The 23,952-nt window shown below is 38.6% G+C and carries 25 protein-coding genes; 17 read left to right on the top strand and 8 right to left on the bottom strand.

What is annotated here, in order from left to right:
• Window positions 1-65 precede the first annotated feature (65 nt).
• Both Q0779_RS05410 and Q0779_RS05415 read right to left on the bottom strand, forming a co-directional pair.
• Complete coding sequence (locus Q0779_RS05410) at window positions 66-992, bottom strand: 2-dehydropantoate 2-reductase (protein ID WP_298770310.1); 927 nt, start codon at window positions 990-992, stop codon at window positions 66-68.
• Window positions 993-1,050: 58 nt separating this feature from the next.
• Window positions 1,051-1,458, bottom strand: a complete 408-nt coding sequence (locus Q0779_RS05415) for a VanZ family protein (RefSeq protein WP_367180781.1) — start codon at window positions 1,456-1,458, stop codon at window positions 1,051-1,053.
• A gap of 115 nt (window positions 1,459-1,573) precedes the next feature.
• Here Q0779_RS05415 and Q0779_RS05420 point away from each other — a divergent pair, with 115 nt between their 5' ends.
• Window positions 1,574-2,059 (top strand): YajQ family cyclic di-GMP-binding protein, encoded by a 486-nt coding sequence (locus Q0779_RS05420; protein WP_298770312.1) that lies wholly within the window; start codon window positions 1,574-1,576, stop codon window positions 2,057-2,059.
• A gap of 82 nt (window positions 2,060-2,141) precedes the next feature.
• Here the strand turns inward: Q0779_RS05420 and Q0779_RS05425 are convergent, their stop codons facing one another.
• Window positions 2,142-3,512, bottom strand: a complete 1,371-nt coding sequence (locus Q0779_RS05425; protein WP_298770313.1) for an MFS transporter — start codon at window positions 3,510-3,512, stop codon at window positions 2,142-2,144.
• 156 nt (window positions 3,513-3,668) lie between these two features.
• On the opposite strand from Q0779_RS05425, the gene Q0779_RS05430 reads away from it, so the two are divergent.
• On the top strand, window positions 3,669-4,946 hold the full coding sequence (locus Q0779_RS05430; protein ID WP_298770315.1) for an MFS transporter: 1,278 nt from the start codon (window positions 3,669-3,671) through the stop codon (window positions 4,944-4,946).
• Between the two features lie 83 nt (window positions 4,947-5,029).
• On the opposite strand, the gene Q0779_RS05435 is transcribed toward Q0779_RS05430, so the two are convergent.
• The 3 genes from Q0779_RS05435 to Q0779_RS05445 all read right to left on the bottom strand — a co-directional run bounded on the left by Q0779_RS05435 (window position 5,030) and on the right by Q0779_RS05445 (window position 6,702).
• Window positions 5,030-5,350 carry a hypothetical protein gene (locus Q0779_RS05435; protein WP_298770317.1) on the bottom strand — a complete coding sequence of 107 codons (321 nt, stop codon included), beginning with the start codon at window positions 5,348-5,350 and terminating at the stop codon, window positions 5,030-5,032.
• Window positions 5,351-5,498: 148 nt separating this feature from the next.
• Entirely contained in the window at window positions 5,499-6,068 is a 570-nt protein-coding gene (locus tag Q0779_RS05440) for a peptidylprolyl isomerase (protein ID WP_298770590.1), read from the bottom strand.
• Window positions 6,069-6,096: 28 nt separating this feature from the next.
• Complete coding sequence (locus Q0779_RS05445; protein WP_298770319.1) at window positions 6,097-6,702, bottom strand: YajG family lipoprotein; 606 nt, start codon at window positions 6,700-6,702, stop codon at window positions 6,097-6,099.
• 187 nt (window positions 6,703-6,889) lie between these two features.
• Here Q0779_RS05445 and Q0779_RS05450 point away from each other — a divergent pair, with 187 nt between their 5' ends.
• The 5 genes from Q0779_RS05450 to Q0779_RS05470 all read left to right on the top strand — a co-directional run bounded on the left by Q0779_RS05450 (window position 6,890) and on the right by Q0779_RS05470 (window position 12,997).
• Window positions 6,890-7,963: a DUF2804 domain-containing protein gene (locus Q0779_RS05450; RefSeq protein ID WP_298770320.1), complete on the top strand. Its 1,074-nt coding sequence runs from the start codon at window positions 6,890-6,892 to the stop codon at window positions 7,961-7,963.
• Between the two features lie 67 nt (window positions 7,964-8,030).
• Window positions 8,031-8,951 carry a sterol desaturase family protein gene (locus tag Q0779_RS05455; protein WP_298770322.1) on the top strand — a complete coding sequence of 307 codons (921 nt, stop codon included), beginning with the start codon at window positions 8,031-8,033 and terminating at the stop codon, window positions 8,949-8,951.
• Window positions 8,952-9,401: 450 nt separating this feature from the next.
• The gene (locus Q0779_RS05460) at window positions 9,402-10,970 is read left to right on the top strand and encodes a hypothetical protein (protein ID WP_298770324.1); all 1,569 of its coding nucleotides are present in this window, start codon (window positions 9,402-9,404) and stop codon (window positions 10,968-10,970) included.
• 173 nt (window positions 10,971-11,143) lie between these two features.
• Entirely contained in the window at window positions 11,144-11,425 is a 282-nt protein-coding gene (locus Q0779_RS05465; RefSeq protein WP_298770326.1) for a hypothetical protein, read from the top strand.
• 108 nt (window positions 11,426-11,533) lie between these two features.
• Window positions 11,534-12,997: a sodium:alanine symporter family protein gene (locus tag Q0779_RS05470; RefSeq protein ID WP_298770328.1), complete on the top strand. Its 1,464-nt coding sequence runs from the start codon at window positions 11,534-11,536 to the stop codon at window positions 12,995-12,997.
• A gap of 13 nt (window positions 12,998-13,010) precedes the next feature.
• On the opposite strand, the gene Q0779_RS05475 is transcribed toward Q0779_RS05470, so the two are convergent.
• Window positions 13,011-13,589, bottom strand: coding sequence for a hypothetical protein (locus Q0779_RS05475; RefSeq protein ID WP_298770329.1), 579 nt, complete (start codon window positions 13,587-13,589; stop codon window positions 13,011-13,013).
• A gap of 283 nt (window positions 13,590-13,872) precedes the next feature.
• Between Q0779_RS05475 and Q0779_RS05480 the strand changes: the two genes are divergently transcribed.
• The 3 genes from Q0779_RS05480 to Q0779_RS05490 all read left to right on the top strand — a co-directional run bounded on the left by Q0779_RS05480 (window position 13,873) and on the right by Q0779_RS05490 (window position 16,453).
• A complete protein-coding gene (locus Q0779_RS05480; protein ID WP_298770331.1) occupies window positions 13,873-14,730 on the top strand; it encodes an alpha/beta hydrolase in 858 nt (285 codons plus the stop codon).
• 295 nt (window positions 14,731-15,025) lie between these two features.
• Window positions 15,026-15,418: a hypothetical protein gene (locus tag Q0779_RS05485; protein ID WP_298770333.1), complete on the top strand. Its 393-nt coding sequence runs from the start codon at window positions 15,026-15,028 to the stop codon at window positions 15,416-15,418.
• A gap of 189 nt (window positions 15,419-15,607) precedes the next feature.
• Window positions 15,608-16,453, top strand: a complete 846-nt coding sequence (locus tag Q0779_RS05490; protein ID WP_298770335.1) for an alpha/beta hydrolase — start codon at window positions 15,608-15,610, stop codon at window positions 16,451-16,453.
• Here Q0779_RS05490 and Q0779_RS05495 read toward each other — a convergent pair.
• The gene (locus Q0779_RS05495) at window positions 16,450-17,628 is read right to left on the bottom strand and encodes a methyltransferase (protein WP_298770337.1); all 1,179 of its coding nucleotides are present in this window, start codon (window positions 17,626-17,628) and stop codon (window positions 16,450-16,452) included. The two genes, Q0779_RS05490 and Q0779_RS05495, sit on opposite strands and share 4 nt — an antisense overlap.
• Before the next feature lie 136 nt (window positions 17,629-17,764).
• Between Q0779_RS05495 and Q0779_RS05500 the strand changes: the two genes are divergently transcribed.
• The 7 genes from Q0779_RS05500 to Q0779_RS05530 all read left to right on the top strand — a co-directional run bounded on the left by Q0779_RS05500 (window position 17,765) and on the right by Q0779_RS05530 (window position 23,948).
• Entirely contained in the window at window positions 17,765-18,367 is a 603-nt protein-coding gene (locus tag Q0779_RS05500; protein WP_298770592.1) for an alpha-ketoglutarate-dependent dioxygenase AlkB, read from the top strand.
• A gap of 105 nt (window positions 18,368-18,472) precedes the next feature.
• Window positions 18,473-18,772, top strand: a complete 300-nt coding sequence (locus tag Q0779_RS05505) for a BolA family transcriptional regulator (protein WP_298770339.1) — start codon at window positions 18,473-18,475, stop codon at window positions 18,770-18,772.
• Window positions 18,773-18,898: 126 nt separating this feature from the next.
• Window positions 18,899-19,408: an S-ribosylhomocysteine lyase gene (gene luxS, locus Q0779_RS05510; RefSeq protein ID WP_298770341.1), complete on the top strand. Its 510-nt coding sequence runs from the start codon at window positions 18,899-18,901 to the stop codon at window positions 19,406-19,408.
• 584 nt (window positions 19,409-19,992) lie between these two features.
• Window positions 19,993-21,327 (top strand): Na(+)-translocating NADH-quinone reductase subunit A, encoded by a 1,335-nt coding sequence (locus Q0779_RS05515; protein ID WP_298770343.1) that lies wholly within the window; start codon window positions 19,993-19,995, stop codon window positions 21,325-21,327.
• On the top strand, window positions 21,327-22,526 hold the full coding sequence (locus Q0779_RS05520) for an NADH:ubiquinone reductase (Na(+)-transporting) subunit B (protein ID WP_298770345.1): 1,200 nt from the start codon (window positions 21,327-21,329) through the stop codon (window positions 22,524-22,526). The genes Q0779_RS05515 and Q0779_RS05520 overlap by 1 nt, the downstream gene beginning before the upstream one ends.
• The gene (locus Q0779_RS05525) at window positions 22,519-23,316 is read left to right on the top strand and encodes a Na(+)-translocating NADH-quinone reductase subunit C (RefSeq protein ID WP_298770347.1); all 798 of its coding nucleotides are present in this window, start codon (window positions 22,519-22,521) and stop codon (window positions 23,314-23,316) included. Before Q0779_RS05520 ends, Q0779_RS05525 begins: the two co-directional genes overlap by 8 nt.
• The gene (locus Q0779_RS05530) at window positions 23,316-23,948 is read left to right on the top strand and encodes an NADH:ubiquinone reductase (Na(+)-transporting) subunit D (RefSeq protein ID WP_298770348.1); all 633 of its coding nucleotides are present in this window, start codon (window positions 23,316-23,318) and stop codon (window positions 23,946-23,948) included. Before Q0779_RS05525 ends, Q0779_RS05530 begins: the two co-directional genes overlap by 1 nt.
• Window positions 23,949-23,952 lie beyond the last annotated feature (4 nt).

Here is a 23,952-nt window from a genome sequence, read left to right on the forward strand (position 1 = left end):
CACAGAAAATACCTCTGGCTTGAATGGCTGAGATGAGCCCTTCAAACCAGAGTGAAATTGAAAGATTATTCATTATTTTCAATTTGCTTCACTCTACGATAAAGCTGAATGTTTTCAGGTACTGCTAATTGATGTTTTTTTGCTTGCTGAATAATATAACCATTGATGTTGTTAATTTCACTTCGCCTATGGTGTTTAATGTCTTGGTACATCGAAGAGAAATTATTGTGGGTGAGTGTGATGACCTCAAAAATACGTTTCATTAAATGGTCTTTATCTAATAGAATACCGTCATGTTGTGCAACCAATATCACTTCATCGGTAATGGCTTCTATTGTTGCATGATAGTGAGTGTTATTGAGCTCTCCATTTTTGCATTGATTAATGGCAGTGAGTGGGTTAATCGTGGCATTGACGGCGAGCTTTTGCCATAACATGGGCACAATAGTCTCGCAGTATTCAATGTTATGAATATTACTCAGCAGTGTTTGCTTTAAATGTTCACTCATGACTGGGCCGAAGTAGTGGCCAAATTGAGTCAGCCCTGTTCCTGTTTGTTCTATATGCCATCTATCATGTTTGATGGCGCCTTGGGATGTTGTCCCTAAGCTGAGCCCTAAAGTGGGATAAGCGTGTTGTAATGCCTCTTTAATGATCAGGTGTGGTCCCATCCCATTATGGAGTAACAAAATATGACACTGTGGGTGAAGCTTACTCAGTAAAGGGAGCAATGCGTCTGTGACTTGATAAGATTTAACACAAACAATGAGTAATTGAATTTTTAGGAGAATGTGGGGCTCGTTTTGTGCACTAATACAATCTGCTATGTAATCTATTTTATTGCCGTTCATTGAGGTGAAGTTAACTGTTTGGCGACGAGTCTCAAGGCGATCGATGAAGTAAAATATATCTTGATTTTTGTTAAGTTGACTCAATTGAAAATGTTTGAGTTGCCCAATGGCACCAGCGCCTAATATTCCTATATGATTCATATTAAAAAGTCTAACTCTGTATGGCTAACAATCATTCTGTATTATACGCAAAAAGAGGCTAACTTTCGGCTCTTCGTTTATCAATATAATGTGTTTTTAATTTGTTGATGAGTAAAATAAAATAAAAACATGATATTCCGATAATATCTGCGATTAGATCGCCGAAGGAAGCCGTTCGATAAGGTAGAACAGATTGAATGATTTCGATAATACTGGCATAACCCATTAGAAAGGTGATGATAAGATAATTGTTAGGCTTAAAAGCAAAATAAGTCAGCAAAGATAATATAAAAAAACTGATAGCATGGGCAATTTTGTCGAAATGTGGGATCCAAGTTGGGCTATAGCTTTGTCTAGAAAAGACTAAATAACTGATAAGTAATAAACTGATGATAAATGCTACTTTAAATATTAAGGGTTTTGTACTCACAAGCGACGACATCATGTTGTTATTTGGTTTCATCATAGGCTAAATGTATCCATAAAGTCACCTATAAGTCCATTTTATCTGATTATACCTTCAACTTTGAGGGCGCCATGGGTAGACTAGACATTTTTATTGAGTATGAGGACAATGAATTATGCCTTCTATGGATATCGTCTCTGAAGTCGATGAAGTTGAATTACGTAATGCCGTTGATAATGCCAGACGTGAGTTGAGCAATCGCTTTGATTTTAGAGGAAAAGAAGCCAGTATTGAATATAAAGATCATGTGGTGACTTTATCTGCTGAAGATGATTTTCAATGCCAGCAATTGGTTGATATTTTACGTATGCAGTTAAGCAAAAGAAATGTCGACCCAGCCGCAATGGATGTGGATGATAAAGCGGTTCACAGCGGAAAAACATTTTCTTTAAAAGTGAATTTTAAGCAAGGCATTGAAAGTCTTGTCGCCAAAAAATTGGTTAAGTTAATTAAAGACAGTAAGCTTAAAGTGCAAGCATCCATACAAGGTGATTCTGTCAGAGTCACTGGTAAAAAACGTGACGATCTTCAGGCGGTGATGGCCATAGCAAGAGAGTCTGATTTAGGTCAACCTTTTCAGTTTAATAACTTTAGAGATTAACGCTTATATAGCCCTCATAATGTGAGGGCTATATATCTTTTTTGCTTGATTCTATATTCAGATTAATTCGAGTTCAGTTTAATTATTCAGGATGTGGTGCGTATTTGTTAACGAGATAAATGAGTCCTAATACCGGGATCCCGATAGCACTTGTGCCAATAAAGAAACTGACATAGTTAAAATGATCAATATACACCCCCGAAAAACCGGCGATAAACTTAGGGAACAATAGCATTATCGATGATAATAAGGCATATTGTGTTGCGCTGAAGCCACTGCTTGTGAGGCTGGATAAATAAGCAATGAAGGCAGAAGTGGCAATACCCGAACAAAAATTATCGACAGAGATAATGCCTGTGAGCAGTGTGACGTCATAACCTATAATCGCTTGATAGGCGAATAGCACGTTAGTTATAGAGGCTAAAAGTGCCCCTAAAAATAAAATTTTCATCGTGCCATACCGAGCAATTAAAAGACCACCGAATCCTGCGCCCACTAAGGTCATGATCAATCCATAAACTTTGGTTATTGTGGCGATTTCAGCTTTAGAAAATCCCATATCCACATAAAACACATTGGCCATTATTCCCATGACAATATCAGAGATACGATAACAAGAGACGAGTAATAATATTAAAATAGCGCTGCGACCATAACGTTTAAAAAAATCGATAAAAGGCAAGGCTGCTGCGGTATATAACCAAGAAAAGAGCCCTGCTATTCTCGTTGGGTAGCGAAGCGATAATTGCTGTTTTAATTGTGCTTCTTGTTCATCGGCTTCTTTGGTTTCAATGTTAGGTTCACGGCAAAAGAGTGTCGTTAATACCCCGACCATCATAAAACCAGCCATGGCAAAATAAGCGGTTTGCCAAGCTTGCAAGTTATATTTTTGGCTATCAGGTTCGACCCATGCTGCAATGGTTAAGGCGCCGGCAGTAGAGATTATCATTGCGCAGCGATAACCCACTTGATATGCCGCAGCAAGCGCGGCTTGCATTTTTTGAGGAGCGGATTCAATTCGAAAAGCATCAATAACAATATCTTGCGTTGCTGAAGAAAAAGCAATTAAAAAGGCAAAAAAAGCTAAACTTTCAAGATTTGCTAGAGGGTTACTTTGGCTCATTGCTACAATGGCTAAAATGACTAAGCTTTGAGCCAGTAACATCCAAGAGCGTCTTCGGCCTAATAGAGGAGTGAGTATGGGTATTGAGAGTCTATCGACTAAAGGAGACCAAACCCACTTAAAGCCGTAAGTGAGCGCTATCCAGCTAAAGTAGCCTATAGCACTGCGATCAATTCCTGCTTCTCTTAGCCAAAATGACAGTGTTGAAAAGACTAGCATCAACGGCAGGCCGGATGAAAAGCCTAAAAAAAGTAAAACAAGGACGCGTTTATGGCGGTAAATGGAAAAAGCTTGTTGGATCCGTTGCAAACGAGTGCTGGCAATAATCATAACATTACTACTTGAAGTAAGATATGGCTAGCTTAAGCGGGAGGCGAGCAAGGTTCAAGGTTAATCTGTGTAAAATTGCCTTGGGTCTGTCAGTTAGAGGGAGGGGTAATGAACTACACTTTAATATAAAGGACTAGGAGGTGTTTAATAAAGGTTATGCTAATAGAACATAAAGTGGATAAAAAATTATCATTTGCCATTATTTTAGGGAATACAGTAGCCTGGGCCGACTTTGCCTTATATGCTTATTTCTCCTTAGTTTTATCTAAAGTCTTCTTTCCTTTTACTTCCAGCGCTAATGCTTATATTTTATATTTCATTGTATTTGCTTTAGGTTTTTTGTTTCGTCCAATTGGCTCTGCTATTGCGGGTGTGTATGCCGATAAGCATGGCAGAAAAAATACGCTTATGGCTACGGTGATTATTTCTTCTGTGATCACCGCATTAATTGGTTTGTTACCCTCTTATGACACAATTGGTTTTTTTTCGCCATTATTATTAACGATATTGCGTATACTGCAAACGATGTCAATCAGTGCTGAGCCAACCAATTCAGGATCACTATTGATTGAGTCTGCTCCAGATAATCGAAAGGGGCTTGTGACATCATGTGTCATGGTCGGTATATTTGTTGGTTTTGTATTAGGAATTTATTCTTTTTATTTATTAAGCTCGTGGCTAACGACGGAACAAATGAGTCTTTGGGGTTGGCGATTGTCTTTTTTATTCTTTGCTTCTCTTGGGATCATAGTGGTGATTGTTCTATCTTTTACCGAGGAATCTCCTTTATTTTTACAAAGAAAAAAAGAAAATAGACTTAATCCCCATCCTTTTAAAACAGCTGTCGCCCAGTATCCACGTCAAATGTTCATCGCCTTTGGGTATGCATTAATGATGGCCGTAACCAATTATTTTCTACTGGGCTATGTGCCTAAATTTGCGCAACACACACTTGGATTATCACAAAAACAAGAGAGCCTAGCGATAACCTTTTGTTTAGTCATTACCGTTATTCTGATCCCTTTTATGGGGTTGTTGTCTGATAAAGTGGGACGGCGTTGGGTGATGGGGGGAGGAGCACTTGGTTTTTGTTTATTAGGTTATCCAATGATATTACTTATCAATACGGGAGAATATCATTTTTTTGTCTTTGCTTTAGCGATTTATGGCGTTTTACTTGCACCTGTATCTGCTGTGCTCCCCGTCGCACTCGCTGAAATGTTCCCCTTTGAAGTGAGGTGTACGGGTGGGGCGATTGGTTATAATATTGCTCTTTTATTATTAGGAGGAACAACGCCAATTGTTGTTTCTCAATTGGTTAAAGTCAGTGGGACATTTTTTGCCGCGTTTTGGTATATTTCAGGCGTTGCTTTTATTCATCTTATGTTTATCATTTTTTCTAAAGAAACAAAAAATACAGATTTATCAGTGTGAAGCTAAATTGTATTATTCATTATTAATGAAAAAGCCCAGATTGAAATCTTCCAGGCTTTTGGTGTGGGTGAATTGATATTAAGTTAAGGTCTGATCCCTATGCAGCCTTGTGGAATGTTGCCACCAATGCTTAAATAATCGCAACAATCATCGATTTGCTGCCTTAAAAAATGATTACCGCGGATCATCCAGTCAGGCCATCGATCAAAGGCGTGAAGTAGGTGCCAGAACACTTTCTCTATATCGGTTTGTGCATCCCCTTGATGGTTGTACATTTGCCATTCTTCTAAGGTGTCCCATAAATATAATTGAATTTCGCTGAATTCTAATTGTTCACCTAAAAATGCTTTTCCATACATTGCCAGCTGGGGTGCTTTATCATCAATGAACTCGTTAGGTGTCATTGAGTTGCCTCCTTTTTTGCTGTGCATGTTGAGTATAGAAGTAAAATTAAGGACTTGAAATAAAAATAATCAAAAATGACATTTTTGTGACATGAATCACTTTTTCATTGTTTATTTATTTTTATCTGATTATATTAATGAGTTAGCCTTACTTAGGTAATAACTCGGCTTTGATTAAAATGACATTTTTAATGGGAAAATCTGGCCAATTTAATCGTTTGTCAATGTGTGTTGCGACTGACGATATATTTTCTAGCACCTCTTCTCCCTGAATGACCTCACCGAAAACAGCATAGCCCCAGCGACGAGAAGAGGGGTCTAGCCGTTCATTATCAGCAATATTGAAATAAAATTGACTGGTTGCCGTATGAGGTTCATTGTTCCTTGCCATTGCAATGGTTCCCATAGCATTGGATAACCCGTTTCCTGATTCATTGGCTATTGGGGGCAATGTTGGTTTTTCATTTTTGTGTAAATCGAGTCCTCCACCTTGTACAACAAATCCAGGAATAATTCGATGAAAGAGGGTGTTATCGTAATGCCCGTTAACCACATAGGTGAGAAAGTTATCGACGGTGAGCGGGGCCCTGCTTCTATCCAGTTCAACGACAACGTTCCCCATACTGGTTGTAAGTTTGACTTTAGGAAATAACGTATTGGGTTGAATATCTGCAGCAAAAGTGAATAGGCTAATAAAATAGAGTGAGCAAATAATCATACTGTTAAGTATTTTCATTGTGTTAATTCTATCCTTGAATGAATTGATTAAATTCAGCATCTGTCATCATTTCTTGTGTGAGTAAGGCAAGTTGTTGGTTAATTTCTAGTTCAAGGGTTGCAAAATCAGGTGTAAGTGGTTTTTTAAGCATAGCTTTGATGCGAAAGCGCTTATTTAATGTGTTTGTTTCCGTTTGTGTCGCACCGTTTGAAATAATTTCTCGTTGTTTTTTGACGATAGCATTGATAATGATTTCCGTATTAGCGGTAAACCCGAAGATGCCATCATCCACATTGGTTTGTAACTTTTCAATATTGAATGTCACTGAGGGGAAGGTATTTGATGTGAGCTGGTACCCTGCTTCTTCTAAGCTCTTTCGTAATACATTGTTCATTTGATCAACCAGTGGTTCGCTAGTTGTCACTTGACGAGTGACTTTTCCATCATCGATGAAACGAACGACATAGGGTGACGATCTCATATCGAATGTATCAATGGAAATGTTATCCTTCTGTGCCGTTTGTACATTGATCAAGGGGACCTGCGGATTTAATGCGATATAACGCGGTGAATAGCTGCTACAAGCGGATAGTGCTATTGAGAGTAATAGTAAACAGAAATGTCTCATTTTCATCAAATAAATGCTCTGTAATAACAATTTTGCTTAAGGATACCAGAATTGATTTCTGATACCAGTGCATGGCTGATTGAGTGAGTTAACATTCAAGTTTGAATGTTATTGTAGAGTCTGTATTTTTGTCGTACAGTCATGGTGTGAAATGTATGCTTATTAATGGATATGACACAAGGAATGAGAGTGGATGATAAAGCCTCAATTAACACCTTCTGAGACCTTTTCGGTTTTTTCCCATGCTCCGAGTTCATTAGTGAGTCGAGTTGGAGAAGTCATTTATGGGCATTTTAATGGGCCCGTTGACAAACTTGGTGTTGAGCACTTTGAATATCGAACCACAATGGATAAACCCGCTTCGAAATTATCTCAATATCTCGCCTTTAAACAGTTTCAATTTGTGAGTGTAACAACACCTGAGTTTATTATTTCGGTGGCGATTGCCGATATTCGCTATCTAGGCAGTGCTTTTTGTTTTATTTATGACATTAAAAATGATGAATTTATTGAAATTCAGTGGCTTAAGTTGGCATCGATAGGGTGTGAAATGGCTTGTTCTCCTATGGAAGGACTTGCTTCTATTAAAAGTCATAGAGGAGAAATAAAACTATTGATTGCTCAAGGAGCATGGCAGTTGAAAGTGAAGACGGTGAGATTATCAATCAATATTGACTTAGTCCCATTGCCTCATAGTTTGCCCCTAGCCATGTGTACCCCAACCGGTTATCGTGGTTGGACCTACACTCAAAAGCATAATGGACTGAGTGTGCATGGAGATGTGTCTATTGACAATAAAAGTATTTGTTTGAATAAGGCGCTGGCTAGCTATGATTTTTCAGCAGGCTTTATGCGGCGAGAGACCAGTTGGCGTTGGGGGAGCCTTAATGCACATTTAAACGGTGCCATCATTGGATTGAATTTAGCAGCGGGTGTGAACGAGACTGGCATTAATGAGAATATATTTTGGTTCAATGGTGAGCGGCATTATCTAGCGCCAGTACATTTTCAAATTCCTCATACAGCAAGTGTCAAAGGAGGGCTTTCTTTACCGTTATGTTGGCGTATTTATAGTGAGGATAAAAAAGTGAATTTAGTCTTTACGCCAAAGAATGTTAGGCGTGAGAAGTTAAATTTTTTCTTTTTAAAAAGTAACTTTAGACAATACTTAGGTCATTATTCGGGCACGATTATTGATAATAGAAACAGAGTGCATCAACTTGATGGCATTATGGGTTTAGCTGAAGATCATTATGCGCAATGGTAATGCTGTTTTACGTATCACGTGACATTAAAAGAGAGTGAAAAATAGGGTTAGTGAGGAAAGTAATAACATGAATATTAACGGACTAATAGAGTACCCTGAGTTATTATTATTGATCTTAGCGCCCATTTTTTATGTGTTCATGATTATTGAGTGGTACTTTGTTAACAAAGAGACAAGCTCAATATCGAATGCAAGGTATCATTTACCTGAAGTGTTATGCAATTTCGCGCTTGCGGCTATGCACCAAATGGCAGACTTATTTGCTGGGCTATTGATTATTGAGTTGTATTTTTATTTTTTCGATTGGCGTTTATTTATATTTGATATGACTTGGTATTATTTTTTGGTATTAATAGTGGCACAAGATTTTTGTTACTATTGGTTTCATCGGGCCAGTCACAGAGTACGTTGGCTTTGGTCGGCACATGTCGCCCATCACAGTTCTGAAACGATGAATTTCAGTACAGCCTTTAGGCAAAGTTTACTCTATCCTTTGACCGGTATGTGGTTTTTTTGGCTTCCTTTAGTGATGATTGGTTTTGCGCCTAAATGGGTAGTGTTGTCGGTATTGCTAAATTTAGGTTTACAGTTTTTTGTTCATACTCAAGCAATACGTTCATTAGGTTGGTTAGAATGGATATTGAATACTCCGTCTCATCATAGAGTACACCATGGAAGAAATCCTCAATATATTGATAAAAATTATGCGGGAGTGTTAATCATTTGGGATCGACTCTTTGGCACTTTTGAGCCAGAAAATGAACGAGTACTGTATGGAATAACCCAACCGATAAGCAGTGTTAATCCATTTATTGTGACGTTTAAAGAATGGTTGAGCATGTGGAAAGAGTTTGGCTCTAACGGATTAAGTGTAAAGCAAAGACTGGCTATTTTATGTTTGCCACCAAAGAGACATATATATGTTGATAAAAAGAGAGAACCTCAGCGTAATAGTGAATCAATCAGAGGGAGGGCTGATACTCATTAAATAGCAGAATAACAAGAATATTAGTATTGAAAGTATGGAACTTTTTATCTTAATTTGGTTTATATTCCTTTTAATCACATTCATTGTGAAATGATTTTTATGTTTCATTTTGATTCTTTTGTTTTTTATTAAGTATCGTTGTGTTTTATTAGTTGTTCTTCTGTTTTATTTGTCTGTTGTCATGTTTCATGTGTAACATAGTAAGTACTCATCATCATGTGTGTTGGAATAAATATAAATTCCGTAATGTAAAGATTGAAAAGTATTTTTTGTTTATATCAAAGATTATTTATCTAAATATCATAAGCTTAATGTTTTTACTGGTCGCCTTGCTTTTTCTGGTCTGACCTCTTTTTTGGGATTTCATTTTTTTTGGATATCGGTAATGAAAGGTATCTCTATAATTTTAATCCATTAAGTTTGTTGGATTTATATTATAGAGGACGTCAAATGCCGGTTACGTTAAATTTTACATCTACATCAGCAGGGTACAATCCCAGTGAAACTCAAACGACTGGTGAAGCACCTAAGTCTTATTCTAATTTTAAGGTAAATGATCAGCGCCTTGCTAAGATGGTGTTCGGTGATTCAGAGTCAGAAGCGACATCATTAACAAAATGGAATAAGTTTTCATTAAGAGTGAAATCTCTTTTTGGCCCTTCATCAAGTAACCTGCTTGATAGAAAAGAAAGCGGGATGAAAGTATTACACAATTTAATCAGTCAAGCCAATGGGAAAAATGATGCCAATTGCTTAGACAGGTTGAAAGTATTGGCAAACCTTGCAGGCCCTGAGCATGGTGCGCAGTTCAAGTTGCAATTATCAGAAAATAAAGGTAAATATTTCGCTGAGATGTTTATTGATGGCGTTGGTATCACAAAAAAAGAGGTAAGCAGCGCGCATTTCAGACAGATGAAAGCACAAATAGGGCAAGTAGAGGAAAGACCGAGTATTTTACGCTCTGTAAAAGCGCTTGAGAACCACAAAAAAGAAACGGCTAAATTAGACACTTTATCCAATAATAATTTCAAAGGTGGTGGGGTTAATAAGAAGTTTGATGGGTCGACTGGTGTATTAAAAGGCATGAATGATACCGCAATGGAGGATTTTGCACTTGAAGCCGATTTACTCAAGTATAAAGGAACACTCAGCAAGGAGGGCAATGGAGCATTAGAGCGTTATATTTCTTTGCAAGAGCAGATCCCAGTTAAAGAGTTACCTAATGGGTTGGATAGCAAGCAAAGGGCTAAATTTGATGCAGCCTTAAAGCATGATGAACAACATGGAACGAATACGGCTGCAGAAGTGATGTCTGAATATGCTCAAGTTTCTATGTATAAAAAAGATGTAAAAAGTAAAGAGTTAGATGAGTGTCTGCCAAATCCTGTATTAAGTGCATCTTCTGATCCCAGAATTAGAGATAAAGGAAAGGTAGATGAAAAGTATGCACTTTCTACGCCTGAGAAAAAAGCGGTGGCAACACAGATGGTTGATATGTTGAGGGTGATGTACAACAATAAGGTATCTCATCGTGATTTACATTCGCATAATCTGTTAGTACATAGATTTGAAGATGAAAATGGTGAGCCAGTTACCATGTTAAAAGCCATTGATTTCGGTCGTGCAAAATATGGTGAAGAAGACTTTGAAGCCCATAAATTTGAAGATATTCGCTATATTTTTAACCGTGAAGGGGCGAGTAAACTTGAAACATTTGCGCGAAACACTGCGATGCCTGCATTGATTAATCCAACAGATACAGATCCAAAGCATGAGCAAACAGAATTACAAGCTAAATTGGCTAAGCATTATCCTATGCACAATTTGATACCGACTCAAGGTGGGGTTGGGCGTAATACTGAGATGTTATTGGCGAATATAGGTGATACATTAGTCAGTGATTTGACTGCCGCAGGTTCGGACCAACAGAAAATTGATGCCGCTTTTTTTGCGGCTTCTCAAGCGGTTGAAAATGCTTTCTCTGATACTCGCTCAATCAATGTGACTTCTTTAGTATAAAAATATTGAGTAGAAAAATCGTTAGCATAAAAATACAGTGATAAAGATTAAAGAGGAAATGATATTTCCTCTTTTTTATTTGATATGGCTTTAAATGAGGTTGACTATACTGAGGTATAATATGCTTATAAATGGCTAAACTCACTAAGTTAACGTTTTGAAAGGAGTCAATAATGCGTTTAATGCTAAGGTTCACTATTCCAGTTGAAAGAGGTAATCAAGCTCAGTTAGATGATTCTTTATCAAGGGCATTAAAATCATTGATTGATGAGTTAACACCAGAAGCGGCCTATTTCCATCTAGATGATGGTAAGCGTGCGGGTACTTTAGTGTTCGAAGAAACGGATCAATCAAGGTTAGCAATAGTGAATGAATCTTTATTTAAGCACTGTCATGCTGCTATTGATATACAGCCTGTACTCAACTTAGATGATTTAATGAAAGGGCTGGAATAATTTAAAAAGATTGAGTTTTTATTTTTCATATTCTGCTGAAATTATTTGTAAAGTTGTCAAAGAATGCTTTCATTTTCCATATGTGATGGAATATAACAAGGACTACAAATGGCATTGGTAGATTCAGTATTAGAGACATTATTCTCATCATTTTTAGATTATTTGTTGATTTTGGTATTGCTCACTATCGGTCTTTTTTTTAGTTATCAGATTAACTTTACTCAAATTAAGAAAGTTAAGCATATGTTTTCTCTATTATTGGAGCAAGCAGGAATAGGTAAAAGCAAACAGAAACGTATTTCTTCTTTTTCAACATTTTGTATTCCCTTAGCGTCACGAATTGGTGCGGGTAATTTTGCAGGAGTGGGTATTGCGATTAGTTTAGGTGGTGTGGGTGCTGTTTTTTGGATGTGGGTGATTGCCATTATTGGTGCTGCATCGTGCCTTATAGAGAATACCTTAGCTCAGGCCTATAAGCGAAAATTAAGAGACGGTCGTTTTATGGGGGGGCCAGCTGTTTATATTGCTTTTGGGGTGAAATCGAGAAAAATGGCATTGTTATTTTCGATTCTCATGGTAATAAGTTATGGGCTTATCTTTAATTTAGCTCAATCCAATACGATAGCAGGGGTAATGGAAGTGGCTTTTTCTGTGTCACCATTATCTGTTGGGATCAATTTAGCCGTTTTCACTGGCGTCATTATCTTTGGCAGTTTGTCAGGTGTGCTAAAAATTACCCAGATATTATTTCCGATGGCCTCTTTTTCTTACTTGTTGATTGCATTGGTTATTTTAATTATGAATTACCAACAGATTATACCAATGTTAGCTCAAATAATGAAAGAAGCACTAGGTTTTTCTCAGGTCTCAGCAGGGACTTTTGGTATGATGGTGGTGCAAGGGATTAAGCGTGGCGTATTTTCAAATGAGGCGGGAATGGGTTCCACGCCAAATGCGGGGGCAATGGCTTACGTCTCTCACCCTGTTAAGCAAGGCTTTATTCAAGCTTTAGGTGTGTTAACGACAACATTGATTTTATCAACAGCAACTGCCTTTATTATTATCGTTTCTCAAATTAACTATATTTCTCCAGAGCTGACGGGGATTGATTTGATCTATTCAGCGATGGATAGAAATTTTGGTGAACGAGGCGGTAATATTATTGCAATTTTAATTTTTATTTTTGTTTATAGTACTGTGGTAGTTAATTATTTTTATGGTGAGACAAATATAAAGTATATTACCCAGTCATCTTGGGCGCTGACAGTTTTTCGATTGAGTGTATTATTAATGGTGATACTCGGAGCGGTTTTGCCATTAGGATTAGTATGGCAAGTAGTTGATTTTTTTGTTGCTATTCTGGCCTTTATCAATATCTGGGCGTTAATTTTGCTGCGCAAAGTTGCATTTAAATTATTTGAAAATTATATTCAGCAGTTAAAGCGAGGTGAAGATCCTATTTTTCATAAAGAGACTATTACTGAATTACATCATGTTGAATGTTGGGGAGATGAGGATTTTAAGGTGTTTCAAGCTGAATTAAGAGAAAAGAAACACCTTAAAGGTAAATAGCGGTTTAATTAAGTTATAGTGCGCAGTAATTATGCTTGACTTGGTAATGGGTGAGTTCTTCTCTATGGTATTGACCATTTTCATTTTTTGTTAATTCAAACAGAGTAACACCACAAGTTTCTCGTCCTTCATCTATGGTGATATAGTCATATACTGCTTCGTAGTTTTTATCTTTTTCAGGAGTAAAACTCACCATTTTTCGACACCATGAGTATAAAATACCTTCTTGGTGAGAGACTTTGCCTGGATCGAATCCTGTAATGCCCACACCATTAAATTGAAAGGTAAACTCTTCACCTGCTGGTATATAGACTTCGTTTTGATGGGAGTCGCTGATACTTTTGTTATACAGCGGCATGTTGATACGACTTAATCGGCGAACCAAGTTTGCTTTTAGGCCTAAGGTTGCAAGAGATGCAGCACGTTGCTCTGAAATACACTGATTATCATTAGGTGTTGTAACAAAATTATTGTTACTGGGGATTGAAACTAGCCGTAACTGAGCGTTGTCCATATTGGGCCTAGGAACAGAATAACGGTTAGCACAGCCTGATGTGATTAATACTACAAAAATTAATACGATGGCTCTCATTGATTAGTATTTCCTATTTGAATCTAATTTAACATTAAATAGTTGAGTGTTTAAAGTTGTATAGTTGTATTGAATGGGGTGGATATGTGGTTATTTTTTACAATTGTATTTTTTGGCAGGGCATTGTAATTAAGGGAAGTCAGACAATCAAGGCGTTAATATCGATAATGAATCTTTATCTATAATCGCTTGTTTGTTTTTTATACGCTATAGGATATAAGCCCTTATAATTAATACTGTGGCCGCTCATAGTTGATGTGATCAGTGCAATAGGTGAGTATTGATGAAGATAACTAAAAAAGATCATCGCTATTTTAATACCAGTGATGAAGTTCGATTGCATTATATTGATAAAGGTACTGGTCAAGTTTTGCTGATTGTGCCTGGTTTTGCTCAAAGTGTTGAGCAGTACGAGAAGCAAATTTTGGGGTTATGTGATCGTTATCGTATTTTGGCCATTGATATGAGAGGTCATGGTTGTTCTGAGAAAGTCGGTTATGGTTACAAAGTGGCGAGATTTAGCAAAGATCTGCATGAGTTTATCACTTTTCTTAATTTAGAGAGTATTATTTTATTAGGACATTCTATTGGTACGGCTGTTATTTGGACGTATCTTGAACTTTTTGGTTTTAATCAGGTTGCGAAGTTGATTTGTATGAGCCATCCAGCTGTGATGGTATCAAACCCACTTTGGACAAGTGTTGAAGTTGAACATTATGGACCTTTAGTTTCTTCCGCTTCATTGTTGGATATTGTCAATAGTTTTACTCATGGTAAAGGGGATGAATATAGTCATATTATGCTAAATCGTATGCTATCAGATAATATTCCGGCATTAGATAAACAATGGTTATTAAACTCCAGTTTAAAACTACCCAGAGCTCAAGCGGCAGCGTTGATGTATAATTGCTTTCATATGGATTGGCGAGATTTATTGCCAAGAATAACGGTTCCAACCTTAGTGATTGTAGGTAGAGCAGGATTGGTTTCTGCGTCTTCTCAGATTTGGTTGCACAAACAAATTCCACATTCAAAAATGGTCATATTTGAAGAAAATGAAGGTGGGAAGCATTTTATGTTTTATGAAAACTCAGATAAATTTAATCAGGTGGTGGATGAATTTATACAACTGAATGAATAGGTCTACAGGGTTAAGATTGATATGCTGGGACAGTACTTCACGTGAGTACGGTAAAACTTTACCTTTGTTGTTTTAATGTTTCTTTAACGCGTTGGATTATTCAGCAAACCGTTACATTGTTATGTGTAACAGTTTAGAAGTGCTATCTTGTTGGTGATTATCTGCGATCTGTCTTCGTTTTCTGCACAAAAATTAGGTAGTATTCATTAAATTAATACTGGCATGAACTCGTCTTCATTGTCAGTTTGTCGGTGTCGCTTTTTATCAAGCTGTGTACAAATGGATGGAGTAATCAATGAAGCGTATATTAGTATTGTTTGGATCGGGTTGTATTGGGGCATTGCTTGCGAGTTTAATATTTTGGTTATTGGCTTATTTGGGGTTAGGCCATTATATTAAACTTCCTTATTTTCCGGTATTAAGTTCTGGATGGCTTTACCCGAAGATATTATGGGGGGGAGTATATGCCTTATTATTACTCATACCTGTATTAGAGTCCAAATTATGGTTAAAAGCAGTATTACTCAGTATTATTGTGACATTAGTGCATTTATTTATCCCATTGCCTTTTAGTGTCTATAAAGGTGCTGCGGGCCTTAATATTGGCTTATATGCTTTTCTTTTTGCTCTATTATTCAATTTTTTATGGATGAGTATCACCGCACTAACAGCCAAGTTTGCAAAATAGCTTGCTTAGTGAATAAATCTGTATCTTTATTATGTATTGATGCTTTTGTCATAGAGATGACTTTGTACTTTCAAATTTTATGAACGTCAATTTTAAATAGTACTGATCGTTGAGAACATTCATTGTGAGCTTAATGAGTATATTTACTTTGCGGTTAAGTATGAGCATGTTGTCGATGTGGAGAGGTTTATGATTACAAAAGAGCATAATGAATTTACAACAAGTGATGGAGTGAAGCTTCACTTTCTTGTTAAAGGTAAAGGCCAGCCTATTGTGATTATCCCTGGTTGGTCTCAAACGGCTGAGCAATATAGAGGTCAACTAGAAGGCTTATGTGAAAAATATCAAGTGTTTGTTATCGATATGCGCGGGCATGGTCAATCTGAGAAAGTAAATTTCGGTTATCGAATTGCACGTTTCAGTAAAGATTTACATGAGTTTTTAATCACTCGGTCGCTAAAGAATGTGATCTTAATCGGGCATTCCATAGGAGCCTGCGTGAGTTGGTCTTATTGGGATCTTTTTGGTAAGGAGTACCTGGCAAAAATGATCTTTGTGGACCAACCTGTGATGATGGTTGCTAATCCTGGATGGTCCAGCAGTGAAATTGAAAACTTTGGAGCATTGGCTACAGCGAGCTCTGCAATGGATATTGTTGATAGTGTTCAAACTGGAAAGGAAAACTTCAAATTGGTGACGCTGAACAGAATGCTCTCTGAGAATGTATCCCCTGCGGATAAGCAATCATTATTGCATTCGAGTTATTTACTTCCTTCAGAGCAATCTGCGCGATTACTGTATAGCTTTTTTTTTCAAGATTGGCGGGATGTGATCCCGCGCATAGACTTGCCTTGTCTTATTATATGTGGGCGAGCCAGTACAACGTCAATTTCTTCACAGCAGTGGCTTCATCAACAGATTAAAGGATCTCAATTGATTATTTTTGAAGAAGATGAAGGAGGAAAGCATTTCATGTTCTATGAAAACCCAATAAAATTCAATCATATTGTCGATACTTTCATACAAGGTGTTTAATGTTTTTGTGCTTGTAAAATCACAAATTTGCCATTGGATGCTATGGTTGTGCAATTTTTAAAAATACGTTTTAATTTTACATGATAAGCTAAGTGTCGATTACCGACGACATGTAATATTCCGCCTTTCGCTAATCGCCCTCTGGCTTCTATGAACATTTGCCAAGCAATATGATCGGTTATCGCTTCTCCTTGATGAAAAGGAGGGTTACAGAGGATAAGGTCAGCCACTATCTCATTGGGTAATTCATTTAAACAATCACTCCAATAAAAATGACCTTGCTCAGCAGGAAAATCGTTTGCTTGCCAGTTTTGTTTCGCTGATGCCACAGCCATATTAGAATCATCAATAAAATATAGGTTTGCGTTTGGGAGCAATTGTGCGGCTCGAAGTCCCAAAACGCCATTACCGCAGCCTAAATCGACAATATGCTTGAAATGGCCTTCAGGCATATTTTCAAGCATGAATCTTGCACCTATATCGAGTTTATTCGCTGCAAATACGTTACTTAAATTATGTAAGGTCAACTGATACTCTGGTACCTTCCAAGTCTTCTGTGCTTTATAAGAACGGACTTTCCCGTCACTGATACAAGTGATGATGCGGGTTTTTTTGTAAGCTAAGCTGGCACTGGCCGGACCAAGATTGTCCTCGATTATTCTCAATAACGCAGCATTAATACTTTTAGCTTTGGCGGCTATCAATATGGGAATATTTGCAGGTAATACATGAGAGAGTCTTTGTAGTTGTTCGGTAAAATAGTGTAGGTTTTTGGGTAATTTGATGAAAATGGCATCAAGGTTATTGGGAAGCAATGTATGACTGGTCACCCACTGAATATGATCGGCAGATAATTGATTGTTTTGTAGGTTGGATTGGATACCTTGTACACTGGTTTTAGCATCCGACTTTATCCAAATAGATAATGAGTGTGCCAATTGAGCGGCATGTGCACTCAAGCTACAGGTTAATCCGCCGAAGTTATCATTGATAATGGCGACATTTTTAAAAGCGGTTAATTTGTATGGAGAAGTGATGCTGCTGACATCATTTTCAATTAAGGATAATATTAAGTGTTCGTCCGCCGTGTCCCAAGCTTGTAAGTGAGTGTTAGCTTGGCGAGGAAAGCGATAGAGATCAAGGTTAAGATCCGCAACTGAAAATTGTGTGGCCATAGAATAAAATAATACTTGAGAAAGAAGGCTGCCGATTATCGCAGATTTATGTCTTCAGGTATACGATGGGAATAGGGCGGGAAACAAGGTGAAACAAGTGAGTCTATTCGGTGAAGTACAAGGTGATGAGTCAGCGCTGAATACCGTCGATTCTAATAAAATAGGTGATTTGCGGCCTCCCATTACTTTGGTCAAAAATTACCTTAATGTTGAGCAAATAGAAGCATTAATTGATGAAGCACAATATTACCCTTTTGAAAAGCCCATTATAACTGTGTATGGCAAGCAACATCCTATTCCTAGGCAGCAGGTGTGGTTTGCTGATCAAGGTTGCGATTATCGATTTTCATCTCTTTATATTAAGGCTCAGCCTTGGCCGAAATATGCCGTCAAATTAAAAAATAAGTTGCAACGAGATTTTCATTTTCACAGTAATGGCGTGTTAGTTAATCGGTACGCCAATGGAAATGATTCTATGGGCTGGCACAGTGATGATGAGCCTGAAATATTGAAAGGTAGCGATATTGCTTCTATCAGTATTGGAGCGAGTAGAGATTTCATACTTCGGCATAAAATAAGCCAGCGACAGCATCAATTCGTCTTGAGCAGCGGCGACTTATTCATTATGCATTGGCCAATGCAAGCGGATTGGGAACATGCTTTACCGAAAAGAAGGCGAGTGATAGATCTTAGGCTTAACTTTACTTTTCGTTGTCTGAGGCCTTATTTTCATTGTTAGTATCAGAATCCCTCAATGGTGTCGAAAGCGGTTTGATTTTTGAAGACGTTGTCAGTACTCTGCTGTTTAATTTTCAATGATATTAGCATTAAGTAAGGAGATCTCATGTCATTAGAGCAAGAGATTATTGATAAATTGACCCAAGTATTAAACCCTACTCATTTACAAGTCATTAATGAGAGCCATAATCATAACGTACCTGTTAATTCTGAGACACATTTTAAGGTGATTATTACTAGCGATAGTTTTGAAGGTAAGCGGTTACTTTCAAGGCATAGGTTGGTCAATGAGGCTTTAAGCGAGGCTTTTAACAAAGGTTTGCACGCTTTATCCATTCATACTTTTAGCACCAATGAATGGAATGATGAAATGCAAGTACCAAACTCCCCTGATTGTAAAGGGTGAGGCTTATTCGCTTTTTACTTAAATGGGTTATTCATTATTGCAATGCTGAGGGGTATTATTCGTTAGGCAGGGTTTCCCCAAAGGGAAATATTGTGTTGAAACTGAGTCATCAATGAGGAGAGGAAGATGCCGTTACTTGATAGCGCGAAAGTTGATCAAACGCGAATGAACGTACCCGCAGTGAGAAAAGCCAAGTCGATGGCAACCCCTAAAGGGGACACCATTTGTGTCTTTGATTTGCGTTTTTGCATTCCTAATATAGAACGTCTAAATGAAGAGGGAATGCATACAGTAGAGCATTTGTTTGAAGGCTTCATGCATTCTCATCTTGATACGAACACCGTGAGTGTGATCAATGTATCCCCAATGGGGAGTCGTACCGGTTTTTATATGAGTGTTATCGGTATTCCTTCTGAGTTTGATGTGGCTGATGCTTGGTTAGCTTCTATGGAGGGAGTTTTAAATATCAATGCCTTATCAGATGTTCCTGAGTTAAACCAGTATCAATGCGGTGCACAAGATATGCACTCTCTCGATGAAGCAAAACACATTGCAAGAAACATTATTGCTGCTGGTATTAATGTGGATCATAACCATGAGTTGTGTCTAAGCGAAGAGCAATTAAAAGATCTCTAGCGAAGAGGCATCATTCTTGGTTACTTAAAAGAAAAGCTGACTCACGTTATTTTTTATGCGGGTGACTTTATGGCGAACGGTATGGACGGGCACATTTTCGACAGGACATAAGGTGCTAAAAGCGTCAATGAGATTGTTAAAGCAAGAGAGTGATGAAATAAAGTTAATGTTCATCTTTGTTTTTTTTTTGTTCGATCTTACTGTTGGTATGAAAATGCTCGCATGCAGTAATGTGATGAGGAAACGTTTAATTTTGCGTTTTGAGTTGACTTATTTGAAGATAATAAAAGACAAATAACGACTAAAGTCGCTCGAAGACAAGTGCTTGCGGGCCCTTGCTAGATTGAGCTTAGCAATTTGACCATGTTTACTGTTTGACTTTTAATTTCCTATTACCTTTTTTTCATCTATATTTTTCATGGCGATACTGTCCCATATAGGGTAAAATGCGCGCGACCAGCGTGATAGCGATCGCATATCAGTGATAAACCTGCGCTAGCTCAACATAACAAATATTTTTAATCTTGTGTGTTTAGCAGGAACGCGGCGCATTGTCTTTCCTTCAAAACGTAGTGCTTGTGGATATGATTACAATTAAAAATGGCTTGAACCTACCCTTAGCTGGTGGGCCTGAGCAAGTTGTCCATAATGGCCCAGCCATTAGACATGTAGCTACATTAGGTGAAGAGTATATTGGCTTACGTCCAACGATGAAAATCAAAGTGGGCGATAAAGTGGAAAAGGGTCAGGTTATTTTTGAAGACAAAAAAAACCCTGGCGTTAAGTATACAGCTTCAGCTAGTGGAACAATTTCAGAAATTAACCGGGGTGCACAACGTGTGTTGCAGTCTGTCGTTATCGATGTACAAGGTGACGAAAGTGTTGCTTTTGCAAAATATGACGCAGCGACATTAGCGACACTTTCCACGGAGCAAGTTCGTGAGAATCTGATTGAATCAGGTTTGTGGACTGCTTTACGTACCCGTCCTTTTAGCCGTGTACCAGCTGTCGATGCTGAAACCGTCGGCATTTTCGTCACCGCAATAGACACCCAGCCTCATGCAGCGGATCCAGCTGTTGTGATCAAAGAGCATAAACAAGATTTTGTTAATGGATTGACTTTACTGTCAACATTGACTTTAGGTCAAGTTTATCTTTGTAAAGCGCCCGGAGCAGATATTCCCGCGGCTAACGCACAGGTTGAAGAGTTTGCAGGCAAACACCCCGCAGGCTTGGTCGGTACACATATGCACTTTGTGTTGCCAGCATCAGCTAAACGCTCGCTTTGGCACATTAATTATCAAGATGTGATTGCCATTGGGCAGCTATTTACGACGGGTGAGCTTAATACTCAACGTGTTGTGTCGGTAGCCGGTCCTAAAGCGAAAAAGCCGAGATTGGTTCGCACTCAAGTGGGCGCATCCACGGCTGAATTAGTGAAAGGTGAACTTGAAAGTGGTGATGTACGTGTAGTTTCAGGCTCTGTACTCAATGGTCGTGATGCTAAAGGGCCTCATGCTTATTTAGGTCGCTATCATCATCAAGTGAGCTTACTTGAAGAAGGCACAAAGCAAGAGTTTATTGGTTGGGCAATGCCTGGCGCTGATAAGTTTTCAATAACACGTGCGTTTTTAGGCCATTTATCACCTTCTCGTCTATTCAAGATGACCACCAGCACAGGCGGTTCAGATAGGGCTATGGTACCTATTGGAAATTACGAACGTGTGATGCCGTTAGATATTCTTCCTACACTATTATTGCGTGATTTAGTGTCAGGTGATTTTGATGGTGCGGCAAATTTAGGTGCGCTTGAATTAGATGAAGAAGATTTGGCATTGTGTACTTTCGTCTGTCCTGGTAAGTACGACTATGCATCGTATCTGCGTGACTGTTTAGATACGATTGTGAGGGAAGGCTAATGGGTTTAAAGCAGTTTTTCGACCGTATTGAACCGCATTTTGAAAAAGGCGGTAAATACGAGAAGTTTTATGCGCTTTTTGAAGCGGTATATACCGGTTTTTATACGCCGGGTCATGTGAACAAGGGTCGTACCCATGTTCGTGATAATCTTGATCTAAAACGTATGATGATTACTGTGTGGGCTTGTGCCTTCCCTGCGATGTTTGTGGGTATGTACAACGTTGGTCTGCAAGCACAAGATGCATTAGCGGCAGGTTTTGCTTCGCCAGATACTTGGCAAGTGAGTTTGTTTAGCTTGTTTGGCGCACAATTGGGAACCGACTCAGGTGTCGCGACCTTACTCTGGTATGGTGCCTGTTTCTTCTTGCCGATATACGCAGTGACTTTCATTGTGGGTGGTATCTGGGAAGTCTTATTTGCTGCCGTGCGTGGTCATGAAGTCAACGAAGGCTTCTTCGTTACCTCCATTTTATTTGCATTGACGTTACCGGCAACCATTCCATTATGGATGGTCGCATTGGGTATCACCTTTGGTGTGGTTGTTGCTAAAGAAATCTTTGGTGGCACAGGGCGTAACTTCCTTAACCCTGCGTTAGCAGGTCGTGCTTTCTTATTCTTTGCTTATCCATTGAATATGTCAGGCGATACGTCTTGGGTTGTTGCCGATGGTTTCTCGGGTGCAACGGCGTTAAGTCAAGCTGCACAAGGCACACTTGATTATAGCTTTAACCAGAATTGGTGGGATGCTTTCTTAGGCTTCATTCCTGGTTCTGTTGGTGAAGTGTCGACGTTAGCCATTTTATTAGGTGGTTTAGTGATCATTTACACTCGCATTGCGTCTTGGCGTATTGTGGGTGGTGTCATGGCGGGTATGATCGGTGTGTCATTGTTACTGAATATGATCGGCAGTGATACGAACCCGATGTTTGCTATGCCTTGGTATTGGCATTTAGTACTCGGCGGTTTTGCCTTTGGTATGATGTTCATGGCAACGGATCCGGTTTCGGCCTCTTTCACGAATAAAGGGAAATGGGCTTACGGTATTTTGATTGGTGGTATGGCCGTATTTATTCGTGTCCTTAACCCAGCGTTCCCTGAAGGTATGATGTTAGCGATTTTGTTTGCAAACTTATTTGCACCGCTATTCGACCATTTTGTGGTTCAAGCAAACATCAAGCGGAGGATTGCTCGTGGCTAGTAATAAAGATTCATTCGGCAGAACCCTATTTATTGTTGTGGGTTTATGTTTTGTTTGCTCCATTTTTGTGTCTGCAGCGGCGGTTTTACTAAGACCGACTCAAGAGCAAAATAAATTACTGGATAAGCAAAAGTACATTCTCGAAGCGGCTGGTTTGATTGATACTAGCAATGGGAGTGTTGACAAAGACACTGTTTTAGCGACTTATAATAAGTATGTTGAAGCGAAAGTGGTTGATTTAGCGACAGGTGACTTTGTACAAGGTATTGATGCGAATACTTTCGATACTAAGTCTGAAGCGCGTAATCCTAAAACATCATTTGTGCCTAAACATGATATCGCTTCAGTCAAGCGTGTCGCGAAAGATCAGGTAGTGTACTTAGTCCATAATGATGCAGGTGAACTTCAAACGGTTATTTTACCTATTCAAGGTTATGGCCTTTGGTCCACCATGTACGCATTTTTAGCGGTATCACCTGACTTAAACACGGTTCAAAGTCTGATTTATTATGACTTTACGGGCTCTGGTGAAACACCAGGTTTGGGTGGTGAAGTTCAAAATCCAAAGTGGATTGCGAAGTGGAAAGGCAAGAAATTGTTTGATGATAAAGGTAACCTCGCTATTCAGGTCACCAAAAATCCTGCAATTGCTTCTTCACAATATGGTGTTGATGCCTTATCTGGTGCAACACTAACCAGTAATGGTGTACAGCATTCATTGTCTTTCTGGTTAGGTAACGAAGGTTTTGCTCGTTTTATTGAAAAGGCGCGCAATGGAGGGCTTAGCTAATGGCTAACGCTAAAGAACTTAAACAGGTTCTGACTGGACCTATCATTAGCAATAACCCTATTGCATTGCAGATCCTTGGGGTATGTAGTGCACTTGCTGTGACCAGTAAGATGGAAACGGCTTTGGTGATGAGTATTGCTTTAACGGCCGTGACGGCGTTTTCTAACTTGTTCATTTCAATGATCCGTAACCACATTCCAAGCAGTGTGCGTATTATTGTTCAAATGACGATTATTGCCTCATTGGTGATCGTGGTTGACCAAGTATTGCAAGCGTACGCTTATGATGTGGCAAAACAATTATCTGTCTTTGTCGGCTTAATTATTACTAACTGTATTGTGATGGGGCGCGCAGAAGCCTACGCAATGAAGACACCGCCAATGATGAGTTTTATGGACGGTATCGGTAATGGTTTAGGCTATGGCGCAATTTTAATGTCAGTCGGTTTTATTCGTGAATTATTTGGTAATGGTTCACTGTTTGGCATTGAAATTTTGAAGAAAGTCTCTGAAGGTGGATGGTATCAGCCAAATGGCTTATTGCTATTACCGCCAAGTGCATTCTTCTTGATTGGTGCGTTGATCTGGATCATTCGTACCATTAAGCCTGAACAAGTCGAAGCGAAAGGATAAAGGC

Origin of the sequence: uncultured Shewanella sp., from assembly GCF_947491715.1 — a bacterium.
Taxonomy (GTDB): Bacteria; Pseudomonadota; Gammaproteobacteria; order Enterobacterales; family Shewanellaceae; genus Shewanella.